Annotated in this window: 18 protein-coding genes; 14 read left to right on the top strand and 4 right to left on the bottom strand. The window is 57.7% G+C overall.

Annotated features, from left to right (window positions below; translation table 11 throughout):
* Positions 1-152: 152 nt before the first annotated feature.
* Both WCO56_12820 and dinB read right to left on the bottom strand, forming a co-directional pair.
* A complete protein-coding gene (locus tag WCO56_12820; GenBank protein ID MEI7730451.1) occupies positions 153-1358 on the bottom strand; it encodes a class I SAM-dependent rRNA methyltransferase in 1206 nt (401 codons plus the stop codon).
* A gap of 174 nt (positions 1359-1532) precedes the next feature.
* Positions 1533-2672: a DNA polymerase IV gene (gene dinB / locus WCO56_12815; GenBank protein ID MEI7730450.1), complete on the bottom strand. Its 1140-nt coding sequence runs from the start codon at positions 2670-2672 to the stop codon at positions 1533-1535.
* A gap of 411 nt (positions 2673-3083) precedes the next feature.
* Here dinB and WCO56_12810 point away from each other — a divergent pair, with 411 nt between their 5' ends.
* From WCO56_12810 to WCO56_12800, 3 genes are all read left to right on the top strand, one after another.
* Positions 3084-3869 carry a GxxExxY protein gene (locus tag WCO56_12810; protein MEI7730449.1) on the top strand — a complete coding sequence of 262 codons (786 nt, stop codon included), beginning with the start codon at positions 3084-3086 and terminating at the stop codon, positions 3867-3869.
* Between the two features lie 133 nt (positions 3870-4002).
* Complete coding sequence (locus tag WCO56_12805; protein ID MEI7730448.1) at positions 4003-4725, top strand: SDR family NAD(P)-dependent oxidoreductase; 723 nt, start codon at positions 4003-4005, stop codon at positions 4723-4725.
* 31 nt (positions 4726-4756) lie between these two features.
* Positions 4757-5077 carry a molecular chaperone DnaJ gene (locus WCO56_12800; GenBank protein ID MEI7730447.1) on the top strand — a complete coding sequence of 107 codons (321 nt, stop codon included), beginning with the start codon at positions 4757-4759 and terminating at the stop codon, positions 5075-5077.
* Between the two features lie 51 nt (positions 5078-5128).
* Here WCO56_12800 and WCO56_12795 read toward each other — a convergent pair whose 3' ends face one another.
* The gene (locus WCO56_12795; protein MEI7730446.1) at positions 5129-5626 is read right to left on the bottom strand and encodes a response regulator; all 498 of its coding nucleotides are present in this window, start codon (positions 5624-5626) and stop codon (positions 5129-5131) included.
* A gap of 354 nt (positions 5627-5980) precedes the next feature.
* Between WCO56_12795 and WCO56_12790 the strand changes: the two genes are divergently transcribed.
* The 4 genes from WCO56_12790 to WCO56_12775 all read left to right on the top strand — a co-directional run bounded on the left by WCO56_12790 (position 5981) and on the right by WCO56_12775 (position 8511).
* Positions 5981-7024: a GYF domain-containing protein gene (locus tag WCO56_12790; protein ID MEI7730445.1), complete on the top strand. Its 1044-nt coding sequence runs from the start codon at positions 5981-5983 to the stop codon at positions 7022-7024.
* A 17-nt stretch (positions 7025-7041) separates the two neighbouring features.
* On the top strand, positions 7042-7635 hold the full coding sequence (locus WCO56_12785) for a hypothetical protein (protein MEI7730444.1): 594 nt from the start codon (positions 7042-7044) through the stop codon (positions 7633-7635).
* Between the two features lie 3 nt (positions 7636-7638).
* Entirely contained in the window at positions 7639-8181 is a 543-nt protein-coding gene (locus WCO56_12780; GenBank protein MEI7730443.1) for a hypothetical protein, read from the top strand.
* A 111-nt stretch (positions 8182-8292) separates the two neighbouring features.
* On the top strand, positions 8293-8511 hold the full coding sequence (locus tag WCO56_12775) for a hypothetical protein (GenBank protein MEI7730442.1): 219 nt from the start codon (positions 8293-8295) through the stop codon (positions 8509-8511).
* Positions 8512-8532: 21 nt separating this feature from the next.
* Here WCO56_12775 and WCO56_12770 read toward each other — a convergent pair whose 3' ends face one another.
* A complete protein-coding gene (locus WCO56_12770) occupies positions 8533-9288 on the bottom strand; it encodes a fumarylacetoacetate hydrolase family protein (protein ID MEI7730441.1) in 756 nt (251 codons plus the stop codon).
* 225 nt (positions 9289-9513) lie between these two features.
* Here WCO56_12770 and nrfD point away from each other — a divergent pair, with 225 nt between their 5' ends.
* From nrfD to WCO56_12735, 7 genes are all read left to right on the top strand, one after another.
* Positions 9514-10941 carry an NrfD/PsrC family molybdoenzyme membrane anchor subunit gene (gene nrfD, locus WCO56_12765; GenBank protein ID MEI7730440.1) on the top strand — a complete coding sequence of 476 codons (1428 nt, stop codon included), beginning with the start codon at positions 9514-9516 and terminating at the stop codon, positions 10939-10941.
* Positions 10938-11477, top strand: a complete 540-nt coding sequence (locus tag WCO56_12760) for a DUF3341 domain-containing protein (GenBank protein ID MEI7730439.1) — start codon at positions 10938-10940, stop codon at positions 11475-11477. The genes nrfD and WCO56_12760 overlap by 4 nt, the downstream gene beginning before the upstream one ends.
* Before the next feature lies 1 nt (position 11478).
* Positions 11479-12048: a cytochrome c gene (locus WCO56_12755; protein ID MEI7730438.1), complete on the top strand. Its 570-nt coding sequence runs from the start codon at positions 11479-11481 to the stop codon at positions 12046-12048.
* Positions 12049-12052: 4 nt separating this feature from the next.
* Positions 12053-13255: a hypothetical protein gene (locus tag WCO56_12750; GenBank protein MEI7730437.1), complete on the top strand. Its 1203-nt coding sequence runs from the start codon at positions 12053-12055 to the stop codon at positions 13253-13255.
* 3 nt (positions 13256-13258) lie between these two features.
* Positions 13259-15487, top strand: a complete 2229-nt coding sequence (locus WCO56_12745; protein ID MEI7730436.1) for a cbb3-type cytochrome c oxidase subunit I — start codon at positions 13259-13261, stop codon at positions 15485-15487.
* Complete coding sequence (locus WCO56_12740) at positions 15484-16116, top strand: cytochrome c (protein ID MEI7730435.1); 633 nt, start codon at positions 15484-15486, stop codon at positions 16114-16116. The genes WCO56_12745 and WCO56_12740 overlap by 4 nt, the downstream gene beginning before the upstream one ends.
* A gap of 379 nt (positions 16117-16495) precedes the next feature.
* Positions 16496-17051 (top strand): hypothetical protein (locus WCO56_12735; protein MEI7730434.1); only part of this gene is annotated, 556 nt, incomplete at its 3' end.

Genomic DNA, 17051 nt, shown 5'->3' with positions numbered 1-17051 from the left:
TGTGTATTCTGCTGTATTGAATCAAATCAGCAGGAGTTGGTGGTTTACCCATTACCGCCATTCTGGCAGAAATCCGCCCCCGGAAATTTAGGCAGAAAAATGGCAGGTTAAACTCGTTTTAACCTGCCTGTTTTTTTGATTTCCGACTTCAATCAGCGCGCAATTTCAAAGGCAAACCCCTTCAGGTACTCCGTCTCGGGAACGGATGGCAACACGGGATGGTCGGGCGATTGCGAAAAAGCCGTTATGCGCCGCAATACCCGGTGGCAATCAAAGGCGGCATCCAGAATAACTTGCTGGAACAGTTGCGCATCCACATGATGCGAACAGCAGAAGGTCGCCAGCGTGCCCCCCGTCTTGAGCAGTTTCAACGCGCGAAGATGGACTTCCTTGTAGCCGCGCAGCGCATCCGGCACCGAAGCGCGATTGCGGGTGAACGAAGGTGGATCAAGAATGATCAGATCAAACTGAGGAATAACCTTCTCATTCGGACGCGCGACGGTTTTCGCCTTAAGCCAATCAAAGACATTGGCGGCCTCGAAGGTGCATTTGTGCTCCAACCCATTCGCCTTGGCATTGCGCGTAGCGGCATCCAAAGCGTCGGCACTTTGGTCCAACGCGTGAACATGCGCCGCCCCAGCCCGCGCGGCATGCAGCGCAAAACCACCCAGGAAGGTGAAGCAGTCCAGCACCTGCCCGCCCCGGGCAAAGTGCGAGGTTAGTTCATAATTAGACTGTTGATCCAGATACAGGCCGGTCTTGTGGCCGCTCAACAGATTGGTGGCAAAGGTCAGCTTGTTGAGCCGCACCTGAACTTCACCCTCCAACTCACCGACCAGCAACCCATTGGCATCCGGCAGCCCTTCAAACTTGCGCGAGGTCATCTCATTGCGTTCCACCACGGCGCGGGGGTTGAAAATTTTCTCCAGCGCATCCAAAATCAACGGTTTGCGACGGTCCATGCCCAGCGAAGAGGTTTGCAGCACCAGCACGTCCTCGTATAAATCCACAATGAGTCCGCTCAGAAAATCACTCTCGGCATTCACCACGCGGAAGGAAGTGGCGCCCGGCATCAGACGCTTGCGCAAGGCCAGCGCCTGACGGATTTTCTGCTCAAACCAGGCAGCATTGATCTCCACCCGATCCGGCTCCAGCATGCGCACCTGGATTTTGGATTTGGAATTGTAGAAGCCAATCCCCAATAGTCGTTGACGATGGTCTTTAACCTGAACGATGTCCCCATCGGCAGCCGCTTGGGTCATGCGCAGAATGGAGCCCTGGTAAATCCAAGGATGTCCAGCCATCACCCGGTCAGCTTCACCGGGCCTAAGTAATACAGTAGCGAGTGTTTGCATCATATTTTTTTGTAAACAGGGCGATTGTGGTTGGTTGGTTGATTGAACAAGCGCCGAACGAAGTACACTGTACCTGCTCGGAACTGCGTATGCAACCAAAACAATGCCTCAGATTCATAATATCATAATACAAATAACCATGGACCAAAGCGAAGACCACTCCGACGAATTAGCAATTTAAGCAGCCCGGGGCGATCTCGTTTTCTTGATCGTTGACACTCCGCCCGGGGAATTATTTAGACCGACCAGCGGTAATTCCAACTGATAGCACGGTGGCATCAGGTTGCTGACGCCGAGACCGATGAGCCGCAACGGGCGGGTCACCAGTTCATGGCGCGCCAACAGCACACACCCCATGCGGTAGATATCTTTGGCCTCGGTGAGGGGCTCTTCAAGCGTCAATTGGCGGGTCAAGGTGGTGAAATCGCTGTAGCGTACCCGCACCTGCACCGTTTTGGCGGCCAATTGTTTCCGCGCCAATTCATGGGCGATTTCCGCCGCCTGCTCCTTAAGCGTAGCCCGTAGCGTCGGTCGGTGGTCGGTATCGCGCAGAAAGGTATTTTCGCTGCTGACGCTCTTGATTTCGTCGCTGAGGTCCAAGGGGCGGTTATCCTCGCCGAAAGCGAATTGCTTGAGCGTGGGACCAAATGAACCCACCAAGGCCCGCAGGTCGCCGCGATAATCCTGCAAATCGCCTACTGTGTTTATCCCCGCACCCTTGAGGGCTTCTGCCGTCACCTTGCCCACGCCATACAACACCCGCGCTGGTAACGGGCGCAAGAAGGCGACCTTGTCCCGCTCGGCGATCAATGTCAGGCCATCCGGCTTTTGGAAATCGCTGGCCAACTTGGCGAGCAGCTTATTCGAGGCGATGCCAATGCTGGCCGTCAGCCGGCGCTTCTGACGAATCGCTTGCTTTAATTCGCGCGCCAACGGCAGCGAGCGGGATAAACTGTCATCCACGTCAATCCCCTGACTGACGGCGGAAAAATCAAGATAGGCTTCATCCACAGACACCGGCTCAATGATCGCCCCGGCCGCCGCCATGATGGACATGATTTGCCGGGATTCCTCGCGATACACCTCCATGCGTGGGCGGATGAACACGCCTTGCGGACAGAGACGTCCGGCGGTCATGCTGGGCATGGCGGAGCGCACGCCGAACTTACGCGCCTCATAACTGGCCGCGCAGACCACCCCGCGTTGCGTGGGAGGACTGCCGACAATAACCGGTAGCCCGCGCAATTCAGGATGATCGCGTTGCTCGACGGATGCGTAAAAGGCATCCATGTCCAGATGCATGATGACGCGAAACACGCGGAACGGTATAACAGAACACGGAACCAAAGTAAAAAATGGATTTTGGATGATGGCAAATGAAGTTTGACAACCATTAGAACAGTCTGGGTTAATACCGCCATGACAGAGTATAATCAACGTGCGGTAGTCACCGGTGCCGCCGAACTGAGGCAGAAAAATGGCAGGTAAAATATGTGAGGCCATTTTTTACCTGCAATTTTTATGCCTTCATTGTTTTCCCTGTTTTGTTTCCCGCGAGCCGCAAATGAAGTTTGACAAACATTGCAACAGTCTGGGTTAATACCGCCATGACAGCACAAGTCAAACGCCACACGGTATTCACCAGTACCGCCGAACTGAGGCAGAAAAATGGCAGGTAAAATATGTGAGGCCATTTTTCACCAGCCAACTTTTTCTCCATAAAATCTTATGCCTGTTTTTCACCCATTTCCCCTCCGGCGCATCTCCCAAACAGAGTTTGCCGCGATTGCTTTTGCGGTAATGGATCACGTCTTCGCAATCCACAACGAGTTTGGACGCTTTTTCGACGAACGAATTTACAAACGAGAACTCGCCGCCAGGATGAGCGCAGTGTCGCTGGAAGCACCGGTCACCGTAAGCTTTGATGATTTCTCCAAGGTTTACCATCTCGACGTAATGGTGGGCGCGGGGAGCCTGTTCGAGTTTAAGACTTCCGAGAGCATTCACCCGCGGCATCGGGGCCAAACGATCAATTACCTGCTGCTCGCCGACTTGGAACATGCCAAACTCATCAACGTGCGGCCCGAGAAGGTCCAGCACGAATTCGTGAATTGCTCCCAGCGGCTCATACACCTGCGTCACCCGCGCATTACCGATGTTAAGTGGGACAGTACTGCTCCGGGATCAGTAAAGTTTCGTGAACTGCTCATGGCGCTCATTCACGATTGGGGGGCAGGACTGGAACTGGCGCTTTACGAGGAAGCTCTTACGTTTTTCCTCGGCGGCGAGGCGGCAGTGAACGTCGCTGTCCCGGTCTCTGGCTCCTCGGGGCTGCTCGGTGATCAGCCCATGAGACTTGTTACACCGGATGCCGCCTTCAAGCTCACTGCCTTGTCCGATGACGACAACGCGTTCGCCATTCACGCCCAACGGCTGCTGGCGCACACACCCCTTAAGGCAATTCATTGGGTCAACCTCACTCACCACCAAATCACATTCACGACGATACGATGACTGGGATTCAAGCAAATATTGGATTCGCTTTTTTACCTGCCATTTTTATGCCTGCCTTGTTTTCCCCGTTTTGTTTTCCACGAGCCGCAAATGAAGTTTGACAAACATTGCAACAGTCTGGGTTAATACCGCCATGACAGAACAAGTCAAACCACATGCGGTGGTCACGGGTGCCGGCAGCGGCGTGGGTCGTGCCGTCGCCTTGGCACTGGCGGTGGAAGGCTGGCAGGTGGCACTCCTCGGACGCCGGGCAGAAACGTTGCAGGACACCGTGAATTGCGCCGGTAGCCGCGCCTCCCAATTCCTAGTGTGCCCGTGCGATTTGCGCCGGGCCGACGCGGTGGCCGAGGCCGGTCGCGCCATCCTCGCGGCGTTTGGCACAGTCGAGGTATTGATCAACGCCGCCGGCACCAACGTGCCGTACCGTAGTTTGGAAGTGCTCACGCTGGAGGATTACCAGTCCATGCTGGATACCAACCTGAACGGCGCCTATTACTGCGTGCAAGCGTTCCTGCCGCAAATGCGCCAACGACAAACCGGCACCATCATCAATATTGTCTCGGACGCCGCCAAACAAGCCAGTCCGAAGGCGGGTCCCGCCTACTCGATGTCCAAGTTTGGACTCGTGGGTTTGACCCAATCCATCAACGCTGAGGAACGCGGCCACGGCGTGCGGGCCTGCGCCATTTTGCCGGGAGATATTGACACACCCTTGCTGGAGCAACGCCCCGTCCCGCCCACCGCTGAAGCGCGGGCCAAAATGTTGCAGCCGGAAGATGTGGCCGCCTGTGCCCTGCTGGCGATTCATCTGCCGCCCCGCGCGATCGTGGAGGAAATCCTGGTGCGGCCAAGATAAACTGGTCCATCAAACAACCCACTGAGAATTTATGAGTGATGACCGAATTGAGCGGGCGCAAAAAATGGTGGACTTGGCACCCGACAACGAACTGGCGCGATTCAGCTTGGGCAAGGCGCTATTCGATGCCGAGCGGTACGCAGACGCCCTGCCCCATTTTCAGGTCGCTATTGACAAACGTTCAGATTGGATGGCGGTGCATATCCTCATTGGCAAATGCCACCTCTGCCTTGGGAACAAAATCGCTGCCCGGGCAGCCTTGGAACAAGCCCGGCAACTGGCGCTCCAACAGAAACATGCCAGCCCGCTCGCGGAGACAGAACAACTGCTGGAAGATTTGGACGCCTCGTAAAACCGTCCGGACACGGACAGCCTGAACTCACGGAGCAGGGTTGAACCTGCGTCAAGAGCAGCCGGGGCTCAAGCGCGGAACCAGACTTTCCATTTGTTCGCACTGATGGACAAATGCATCCCAAGCTTGGCTCAAAGCCGAGGGAGAAGGTGGTCCAGACTCGGCTTGCTGAAGGACCCGGTAAAAATCCGCATAGGAGAAAGGCTTGGGTAGAAACAGCACTTGATTTTCCACCAGCCAGTCGCTCATATCCAAGTTGGACACATAACCGCTCATTAACACCGCTGGCAGCGTGGCGCAGTCCTGACGAAAGCACTCAATCAAATCCTTGCCGGTTTGCTCCGCCATCAAGTTGTAATCCGTCAGGACCAACTTGATCCGATCCCGATGGGTCTTCCAATATTCTCTGGCTTCAGCAGGGGAACCGCACGACAATACCTTCAGACTAGCTCTGGATAGATAAAGACCAACCAAGGTACGTACGCCCAGTTCGTCTTCTACCAACAGAACCGCATCGCGCGCCGGCAAGTTTGCATTGGCCACACTCATAAATCAATGGGTAGGACATTAGCAGAACATTTAACGTCTGCCAAGCCCTAAATCAGGACGAACGCATCTTAATTTAATCCCCTGATGAATTGATCATTGGCATGTCCAAGCGTCATGCTTGGCGCATGTTTGGCGTTGACCAGGCGGGGGTGCCATTTCCAAATCGCATTTGTCATGGATAAATGGCAACCGCATGGTTGCACAACCGCCCAACGGCCTTCGCCAAAATATTTGGCCGTTTTCATTTTGATTTTTCCGAGTTGAACGGGCATTCTAACGGCTGCCCGGTACGGAACGATCCATCGCCGTGGACATTTCGGGAACCGCATCGGGCAACGGGAAAGAATAATCAGAATGTGGTATTACGCAATCAATCAGCAGCAACAGGGTCCCATCTCAGACGCTGAGTTGGAGTCTCTTTTCAAGTCGGGCGCCATTACGTCCGAAACCTTGATATGGCAGACGGGCATGGCTGCTTGGCTGCCTTACGGCCAGGTTAAGCCCGTCACGCCGCCATCTGGAATACCAACACCCGTGTCTGGCGGCGGTTTGGTATGCTCGATGTGCAAGCAGGCGTTTCCCCCGGACCAGGTGCTCCGGCTTGGCGAATCCTGGGTCTGCGGAACCTGCAAGCCACTTTATGTCCAACGGTTGCGCGAAGGCGGCAGCGGCTCAGGACACGCTGGCAGACGTGCGTTACCGGTAAATCCAGACGATCTCATCCGGGAGATCGCGCAGCGTGATTATGAACTGCTGTCCGTGGAATGCATCCGACGCGGTTGGGACTTGGTGGTTCGGAATGCCGGGTTGTGCATTGGCGTCACCGTGTTGGCAATGTTGGTTATGTCCGGCGGGGGCATTCCCATTGTGGGACCGATTGTCAGCCTCATTGTCACCGGCCCCATGCTGGGTGGACTCTATTGCTTTTATCTCAAGCTGATCCGCAGCGAGACGGCGATGGTGTCCGATGCCTTTTCAGGCTTCAAAACTGCCTTTGGCCGACTGCTAGCCGGGAATCTATTTTCCAAGTTACTCCTGATCCTGTGGCTGGCTCCGGGAGGGATTTTGTTTGCGATCATGGGAAACAAAGGGATGGTTCCCGGGGTAATCCTGCTTTCCCTGGCGATGATCCCGATCATCTACTTGTCGGTTTGTTTTGTCTTCATCATGCCACTGATTGCGGATTTGGAGCTTTCCGCCTGGGACGCGATCCGGGTTAGCCGCGCGGTGGTCAACCAGCATTGGGGCAGCGTGCTGGTCTTGTGCTTTCTGGGTGGGTTGGTCGCGGGCGTGGGCGTGCTGGCCTGCTGCGTCGGGCTGTTGTTCACTTTGCCGGTTTTCTATGCCAGTCTGGCGTATGCGTACGAGGATATTTTCGGACTGAAGGAGACCCGATAGTAACCGGGATCAAAGGCATGCGTGTCACAGTCCAATCACCAGTCTGCCCGCGCTGCCGCACACCAGTGCCAGTCGAGCAGGGGCTATGGACTCTGGATAGCCCCTACCTGTGTCCGGGTTGCGATTCGGAATTATTGGTCGCAGTCTTTCCCGCCCAGTTTCAGGGACCTGCCAAAGGGGAAAGGGCCCAGAATGTGATACTGGATGGCGAGGCCAGTTGTTTTTTCCATCCGGGTAAGCGGGCGGAGTTGCCGTGCCTCAAGTGTGGGCGCTTCCTTTGCGCGCTCTGCGCGATTGAATTAAACGGGCAACATTATTGTCCAAACTGCCTTGAGACTGGGCAGAAGAAAGGCAAAATTGCCGAGTTGCAGAACCGGGGAACGCGGTATGACAGTATTGCCTTTGCCTTGGGCCTCGCCTCAGCCATGCCGTTTTGTTGGGTGGCGTCTCCCTTCTTATCCATCGCCTCGCTGTATTATGTCATTCGCCATTGGAAATCCCCATTGGGCATTATCCCGCGCACGAAAATCCGATTCGTGCTGGGAGCCATCCTGGCGGTGATCGGGCAGGGAGTTGGTCTGTTCTTGTGGATTTCCATGATCAAATCCTAGGCCATGCCTGCCTCTTTCAAACCAATAACACGGTTGCGGACCAGAGTGGGTGGGTACCACCAATTATGGCTGGCCGAACATTACCTGCTGTCCGTGCAATCCAATGGCTACACGGAGATTTACAAACGTTTTTATTACAAGGAAATCCAGGCCATCGTCGCACGCCGGACTCGGGGTGGATTCTGGCTGAGCCTGTTCATCGGGTTGGGGGCGCTTGGTTTTCTCGGGCTGGCTATCGTGGTCCGTGATGAACCGGTGGCGATGGGGCTGATGGTGGTGATCATGCTGGCATTTCTGGCTGGCTTGATCGTCCATATTTTTCAAGGGCCCACCTGCGAATGTGTTATCAAGACCGCCATTCAATATGAACGGTTACCCGCCCTGACACGCCTGCCCAAGACGTTGGATTTCATCGCGCGGATGCGTCCCCTGATCGAGGTGGTGCAAGGCCCCTTTGCCCCATCGTCACCGACTATACAGGAACCGGTGGTTCCCCAGGTGCCTGAGCAAACCACGCCGACCAGCTCGCCGCCGGAGACTGCGTAAGGTAATCCTCCTCCCATGGCCAACTTGCACCAACAACGTTGTTTTCATCATGCCGAACGCGAAGCCGTGGCGCGCTGTATGGAATGCGCACGATACTTTTGTCGAGAATGCGTGACTGAGCACGATGATCGCCTGATCTGTGCTGCCTGTCTGGCCAAAACCGGGCAGGTCGCTTCAACCCGGCAGCGCGGATTTCCATTGCTGTGGCGAGGGCTGCAATTTGCCGTGGGAGTGGCGTTGATCTGTTTTTTTTTCCATCTGGCCGCAGTGTTACTGATGAAAATACCCTCCGCCTTCCACGAGGGGACCCTGTGGAAAACGAAAGGTTGAACCGCAGATTTTTGCAGGCCGCTACTTAACGGTGTTCACCAAAGGCGTCAGCCCCTGAATGCGCACTTCCAGCCGGTCACCGGATTCGATAGGCCCCACACCGCTGGGTGTGCCGGTGATGATGACATCGCCGGGCATGAGCGTCATATTGGTGGAAATGAAGCTGACCAGATCAAAACAGTTGAAGATCAACTGGCTGGTGTTTGAATTTTGCCGCAACTGGCCGTTTTGGAACAGTTGAATGGTCAGGTCATGCGGATCAATCTTGGTCTCCACATACGGCCCCAGTGGAGTAAACGTGTCAAAAGACTTGCAGCGGCACCATTGCGTCTCGGAATTCTGGATGGTGCGGTCGCTGATATCCTGGGCCGTGGTGTAACCGAAAATATAACGGGCGGCCGCCGCCGGAGCGACGTTGCGCACTCTTCGACCTATCACAATGGCCAGTTCAGCCTCAAAATCCGTGCGGTGTTGCGCAAAGGGTATTTCAATTTTTCCCCCGTCCGGAATCAAAGACGTCGTGGCTTTGAACCAGAACAAGGGTTCTTTGGGCAGCGGTTTGCCGGATTCCCGCGCATGGTCAGCATAGTTCAATCCCACCGCGATGATCTTGGTCGGAGTGACCGGCACCAGCGTTTTTATCCCTTTCTGGGACAATGGCTTGCGCTCAAACGACGGAGAGCCAAACACGTCACCTTGTAATCGAAACAACTCTCCATCCACGACTTTCGCATAGAAAGTCTCGTCACCCTTTTGAAATCGGCCTATCGCTGCCATAGTTGTTTAATCCTAGCTATCCTGATTGTTGGTTTCAAGCCAGAAATCCCGGTTTTTTAGGAAAACCGGCTTGCATGTATTATCAGACGAACCATAACGCCTTATTGTTCAATGTAATCGCGCGCCATTTATGGCCATGGAAATTCGTGTATTTACGATGCGTTTGCTGTTGTCGAAAACGGTTGGTGGGGATTACGATTGCGTCCGTTGAATACGTAAGCCGCTATGCCTGAGGCCGTGGTCAATCCAACCGCCGCTGTGGTGTGCCGTGAGTCCCCGCTCCGGGAACGCACAGGCACGCCGCTGGTATTGAACCAGCGCTCCTGGGGTTGGATCACCGATCACATCGCCGGGTTGGTCGAAAATAAAACGCCCGGGTGGTGGTGGCTGGCCTTTGGCATCAGTTTCCCGCTAACCCTGCTTTGCTTCGTAATGATCGTCTATTTGATCTCCACCGGCGTGGGCGTGTGGGGCCTGAATCACCCGGTAGGCTGGGCTTGGGACATCACCAACTTCGTGTTTTGGATTGGCATTGGGCACGCGGGCACCTTGATTTCGGCCATTCTCTTCCTACTGCGGCAGAAATGGCGCGCATCGGTCAACCGCGCTGCCGAGGCCATGACCCTGTTTGCGGTGATCTGCGCCGCCATCTATCCGCTGATCCACCTAGGACGCGCCTGGCTTGGGTGGTGGCTGTTGCCGGTCCCCAACGCCAACAGCATCTGGCCGCAGTTCCGATCTCCACTGGTCTGGGATGCGTTCGCGGTTACCACCTACTTCATCGTCTCGCTCCTGTTCTGGTACACCGGGATGATCCCCGATCTCGCCACGTTGCGCGACCGGGCCACCACCCTGCCCCGCAAACTCATCTACGGACTGCTGGCCTTGGGCTGGACCGGCTCGAACCGTCACTGGCAAAGTTATGAAAAAGCCTACCTGTTGCTGGCCGGGCTTTCGACCCCACTGGTGATTTCCGTACATTCCATTGTGTCGTTTGACTTCGCCGTCACCCAGTTGCCCGGCTGGCATTCCACGCTTTTCCCCCCGTACTTTGTCGCCGGGGCCATTTTCTCCGGGTTTGCCATGGTGTTGACGCTGCTGATCCCCTTGCGCGCGTGGTGCAAATTGGAGGACATTATCACCCAGCGCCATCTGGATTTGATGTGCCGGGTGACGTTGGGCACTGGCCTGCTGGTGGCGTATGCCTATGTGATGGAATTCACCCTTACTTGGTACGGCGGCAACCCGTACGAGGTGGATTGTTTCCGGCAACGCATGTCCGGCCCTTACGCCTGGGCATTTTGGATCATGCTGATTTGCAATGTGGGGTTGCCGCAATTGTTCTGGTTCAAGCCGGTGCGCGCGCGTGTCTGGGTGATATTTGTGCTGGCGCTATTGATCAATGTGGGCATGTGGCTCGAACGGCTGGTCATCATTGCCGGTTCGCTGGCCCGTGACTTTCTGCCCGCGAACTGGGGTTATTTTACGCCGACCTGGGTCGAGGTTTTTACATTCGTGGGCACCATCGGGCTGTTCCTGACGTTGTTCCTCCTATTCCTGCGGTTTCTGCCAATGATCGCCATGTACGACGTGAAGAACACCACCCCGCAGGCGAACCCATTTCCAGACGGAAAAGGAGACCACGACGCATGAGCACCAATCCCAGACCGTTTGGACTGCTCGCGGAATTTGACACACCAGCCGCCATCCTTCACGCAGCGGAACGGATGCGCGAGGCCGGCTATCGGCGCTGGGATGTTCACACGCCGTTCCCGGTGCAGGGCATGGACGCCGCCATGGGCTTGAGGACGGCGCGAATTACCTGGTGGGCATTCTGGGGCGGAGTGATCGGCTTTGGGCTTGGTCAACTGATGATCTGGTACATGAATGCGCACCAATACCCGTTGCGGGTGGGCGGCAAACCGTTGTTCAGCCCTTATTTCGCCTTGCCGCCCAGCTTTGAACTGACGCTGCTGTGCGCGGCGTTCGGCGTCACCCTCGGCTGGTTGTGGCGATGCCGCCTCCCACGCTGGCATCATCCCCTGCTCAAGCATCCTCGTTTTAAAGCGGCCACGCTCGATAAATTTTTCCTGGTGGTCGAGGAATCTGATCCTAAATACGAGGAAGCGGAACTTCGCGCGTTGCTGGAACAAGCCGGCGGCGCGCACATCGAACGGGTGGAGGCCTGACATGCGATACGTCCTCCTCACCCTTTTGGTTGCGACGCTGGTGGTGGCCACGTTTGCCGGGCTGCGTGGCGGCTTTTCGCGCAAACCGCCCCTTGAACTGTTTCCCGACATGGTGCGGCAGCCCAAGCTGCGACCCCAATTCCAGAACGGCTTTTTCCCGGATGGCCGGGCTTCGCAGCCGCAGCCGGAGGGTACGATCGCGCAAGGCGAACCGTTCCAGGATTTGCCCCTCCATACCGGGCGCGTGACGGGCACCACCAACTTCGTCACCGTGAATCCGATCCCCGTCACCGCCGCCGTGCGGGAGCGCGGACGGGAACGGTTCAACATCGTTTGCGCCAATTGCCACGGGCCGCTGGGTGACGGCAACAGCATCTCGCGCAAACTCGGAGCGATGCCCATCGTAGCCAACCTGCTGGAGAAACGCTTGGTAACCATGACCGATGGCGAAATTTTCAACACCATCACGCGCGGTAAAAACCTGATGAACGGCTACGCGGGGGAAATCGAACCGTTGGATCGCTGGGCAATCATCGCCTATTTGCGGACGTTACAGGCGGGAAAATATTAACTTAATGTCCCAACACTCCACCCATCCCCCCACGCCGCCACTGGCTCTCTCCCGGTGGCGCAAGCTGCCGCTCTGCCTGATGGTGGTGGGCGGAATAGGGTGCCTGGCGGGCGCGTGGCTGACACCCCGGCAGTTTGGCTATTCCTACCTGACTGCCTTCATGTTTTTTCTGAGCCTCACCCTGGGCGCGTTGTTCCTGGTCATGCTGCAACATCTCTTTAACGCCCGTTGGATGGTCCCATTGCGGCGGGTTTGGGAACATCTGGCCTGCCTGGCACCCGTGCTTGGCCTGCTGTTCCTGCCAATTCTCCTGAACGTGTGGTTCGCCAGCCGCGAGAACGCCGTGTATCCATGGGTTTATGACGAGTTCAGGTCTGATCCACGGCAATCCTTCAAGGCCCTGCTCTTGAATCGCGCCGTCTTCGGATGGGGCGCACTCCTGCTATTCGGGCTGTGGACCGTGCTGGCGTGGAGCTTGCGGCGTTGGTCGCTGCAACAGGACCAGACCGGTAACGACGGCCTCGTGACAACCATGCGCCGAACCTCCGCCGGTGGCCTCGTGTTGTACGCCCTGAGCCTTTCCGCTGCCGCCGTTTTTTGGATGATGTCGCTGGATCACCATTTTTATTCGACGATGTACGGCGTCTATTACTTTGCCGGAAGCGTGTGGGTGACGCTCGCCACCTCCTATTTGCTGGCGGTGATGCTGCAAGCCATTGGCCCGCTGCGCCCGGTGATTCGCCCCGGCACATTGCATGACACTAGCGTGCTCTTTTTTACATTCACGCTGTTCTATGGTTACATTGTTTATTCCCAGTATTTCCTGACGTGGAACGCCGCCATTCCCGAGGAGGCGCATTGGTACGTCCTCCGCGAACAGGGTTCCTGGCTCGCAGTGGCGGTAGCACTGCTCATTGGTCATTTCTTCGTGCCGTTTCTGGCGTTGCTGCGTTCCGGCGCCAAGACCGCCCTGAAGGTGATGCTCCCGGTTTGCGGGCTGGCCTGGGTTATGCATTACCTGGACATGACCTATCAAATCAAGCCCGTGCTCAACCCCGATGGCTGGACGCCCCACTGGCTGGATTTGGCGGCATTCTGTTTTATTGGCGGCACCCTGACGCACAGGTTCATCGTTTGGTTTAAAGCCCACGCGCCTTACCCCCAACGCGACCCACGTCTGACCGCAGTCGGCGAATCATCATCCTGACTCATGCCTGATCCGCACCCAACCATGTGCTCAGCCGCAACCATCATTCCAGATGGTTCCAAGGCCGCTGTCGCTTCGCCGGAAGTCCTGGACGCCTCCTGTCGACGACCGGCGTTGTGGTTCGCCGGGAGCGCCGCGGGTTGGCTCGGAGCAGCGATGGTTATGGCCGCCTTGGGCGCCTTGAAATTGGTCTGTCCGGATTGCCTCTCCTCCTGGCCCAGCCTTTCGTATGGCCGTTTGCAGCCAGCCAGCCAGAGCTTGCTGGTGTACGGGTTTGCCTCGCAGGCCATTTACGCGGTGATGCTGTGGATGCTGGCGCGGCTAGGGCAAATGCCTTGGCGCGGAACTGGCTGGCTTTTCGCGGGCGGGTTGTTGTGGAACATGGCAGTCCTGCTTGGCGTGGGCGGTATTCTATTCGGAGACCAAAGCGGATTCGCCTGGTTTGCCCTGCCCCGCCCGGCCGGGCGCCTGTTGCTGGCGGGCCATCTATGCATTACCCTCGCCGCGTTGGCGAATGTTCGGCACCGCCGGAACGCCACGCTTCACCCGGCACAATGGTATCTGCTGGCCGCGTTATGCTGGTTTGCCGGTCTGCTGTGGGTCAGCCAATCCCTGCTGCTCTGGCAGCCGGTGCAGGGCGTAATGCAAACCGTAATCCATGCTTGGCTTGGTTCCGGCCTGGTTCATTTGTGGCTGGGCGTCTCCGGCCTGGGCATGCTCCTGTTTTTCGTTCCAAAACTGGCGAACCGTCCGTTGCACAACCCGTCGCTCGCGCAATTTGCCTTCTGGTTGTTTGCCCTCTTTGGTGCGGGTTGCGCCCTGCATCCCGGCCTGCCCCTGCCCCGCTGGCTGCCCGCCATCAGCGCCGTATGCCAATGGTTACTGTTGCCTGCCATGCTGGCACTGGCGCTGTGCCTGTTTAAAACTTTGGCAGGCAACCTGGACGCACTGAATTCAGAACGCTCCCTGCTGCTCATGGTCATTGGCTTTTTCTCCTGGTGCGTGGCCCTTATTTTGGGTGGCATCCTGCACGTGCCCGAAGTCGCGGCACTGACCGAGTACACCTGGTTTGCCACCGCCCGCGATCAATTGTTCCTGGCGGGCTTCATCCTGCCGGTCCTCACCGGCGCGCTGGCCTATCTTATCCCGCGCCTGACGGGACGCGAATGGCCGTGCCATGTCATGCCCAAAGTGCATGTGTATGGCACCCTGCTCGGCACGGCGGTACTGGTGGGAGCATTGGTGCTGGGCGGCATTCAACAAGTGCTGGCCGCGTCACCCGAAGAACCGTTCATTCAAGTCGTGCGCGCAACGCGCCTCGCGGGCGGGGGTGTGCTGGCCGGCTGGATCATTTTGGCAACCGCACAATTCTCCTTCATCGTCAACTTCACTTGGCTCCTCTGCCGCTGCCTGAAGCCCTGTCCAACACCTGAACGGGAAGCTACCCATTCAGAATCTCTTGAGAACATGTCCGTGGCGGAAGCACCCGTTCCCCGCGCCACATGGCAAAACCACGCATGGCTGCCCGGCCTCGCGGCGGTGCTCACACTCGCACTGTCCTTTGGCGGGCTCATCCTCGTGCCGCAATGGCAACTCGGGCGGCCGCAACCGGTCGCGCGAACCGCCTTGGAACCAACCTATCCGCTCCCGCGTCCGGGCCAGGCCGAACAAGGCCGGGAATGGTACCGTTCATTAGGCTGCGCCGAGTGCCACACTCAACAACTGCGCCCCGCCGGTACCCCGACGGATTTGGCGCGCGGCTGGGGAACCCGGCGCACGGTGGCGCAAGACTTCGCCGCCGATAGTCTGGTCTTTCCCGGTACCATTCGCTTAGGCCCCGACCTGGCCAGTATCGGTGACCGCCGCCCGGAACGTTTCGCCGCCCCGTGGAAATGCCAAACGCCAAATCCGGAAGCTGAAATCACCCAATGGCATCTGCGCCATCTGTATGATCCCCGCCAGGTTTCCCCCGGTTCCCTGATGCCGTCCTATCGTTTCCTATTCGAGGAGCGGGAACTGACGCCCGGCCGCTTGCCGTCCGCTAGCGCGCTGCCACCCGATACCCGCAGCGGCCTAAGCCAAGGCAAGGAGATGGTTCCGAAACCCGGAGCGCTTGCGCTCACGGCGTACCTGTTGAGCTTGCGTGCGGAGGCGGCGGTCTATGCCGCGCCGCTGACCCCAAAAACCGCCGGTGACGATCATACCACCATTCTCTTTCAACCCAGCCGATGAAGCACAAACCGCCCATCGCAACTCCACCACCGCCGCCCGCCGTACCGCGCCCGGAACCGCCCGGGGCTGCCACCGTTCCGATCTGGCTGTTCGGCCTGCTCGGTGCCGGCCTGCTGGCAGCAGCCTGGTATCTTTACCAAACTGCCGGCGAATTCAGCCCCCAAGTCTATGCCCCGTACCGCACGCTGGCAGAACTGCGCCAGGCCAATCCCAAACCGGCGGCGGACCCGGCACTTGCCACCGGAGCCCTGCTCTACGTCAAAACCTGCTCGCCGTGCCACCAGAACACCGGCTTGGGACAACCCCCGATGTACCCGCCGCTGGCCGGTTCCGATTGGGTCAACGCGCCGGGACCGGATCGGTTGGTACGCATCGTCTTGCACGGATTGCATGGTCCCATCACGGTCAAAGACGCGACGTTCAATAACATCATGGTGCCGTGGAAAGATTTTCTTAAGGACGAAGAAATCGCCGCCCTGCTGACCTATCTCCGGCGCAACCAGAGTTGGGGCAACGCGGCCCCAGCGGTAACCCCAGCGCGGGTGACGGCAATCCGCCAGGCTGAAACCACTCGCGACGGACCTTGGACGGCGGAGGAACTGCTGAAAATCCCCGCCGACAAACCGTGATGGCCCGCGGTTCTATTTGCATCACCCGCGATGTTATATAGGTGTAACCGCCCAACCCAGCGCTGGATGGGTTTCCCTCAATCCGAAAGGATTGAAAGCTTATACGGTCGGTCGCGAGGGGCACGGGCGTCTGGTGTATGGCCAATGCTTCCCCCAACCGGTTTGGCGCTTCCCCAGCGGATTTGATCCGTTTTTTGCCAAAAATCGCGTTTTTTTGGTCTGCCGCGACCCATTTAGCCATTTCCGCTATGACTTTGGGACTTTCGGCTGAGGCTTTGGCGCTTTCGGCCACCCCTCCTCATGCCCTCTCCCTCGAGGCTGAACGTGTCCCACAACTTTTGTGCTGAACGCCGCCGGTGGTTTAAGGACAAGCTGGGGCATGGTTATTTGTGGGCGCGAAATCAGTTCGGATGTGATGGCCCGGCTCAACGCAAGCGGGGAGGGATTATCGCGCCGACAACTGTCACGCGAGCTGTGCCAATGGCTGGATTGGCGAGGGCCTGCGGGAACTTGGCAGACCAGCATGGCTCGTTTGGCCATCCAGCAACTGGAACGCCGCGGTCTGCTCAAGTTGCCCGCCCGAGCCAGCCCCCTGGCGGGACGGAGGAAGTCAACGCGCGTACGAGCCCAGGCTTTGGAACTGCCACCGATTGGAGGATCCCTCCGGGAGTTGGGGCCGGTGGAGTTGGTGTTGGTGGGCCACCGCGACAGCCAGGTGGCCCGGCAAAGCCGGCAGTTGCTGGAGCGCTATCATCCTTTGGGAGCTCGCCTGTGCGGGAGTCAACTGCGCTACCTGATCCGCTGTCCGCAAGGACTGTTGGGCGTGGTGGCCTTTAGCGCGGCGGCTGCAGGCCCGCGACCAGTGGATCGGCTGGGACGATGGCCAAGCTGGGGCGGGAAACGCCCGACGTACCCTGCACGGTGTATTTTGAAGA

This window comes from Verrucomicrobiota bacterium (assembly GCA_037139415.1).
GTDB lineage: Bacteria > Verrucomicrobiota > Verrucomicrobiia > Limisphaerales > Fontisphaeraceae > JBAXGN01.
This window is presented reverse-complemented; position numbering and strand designations above follow the sequence as displayed.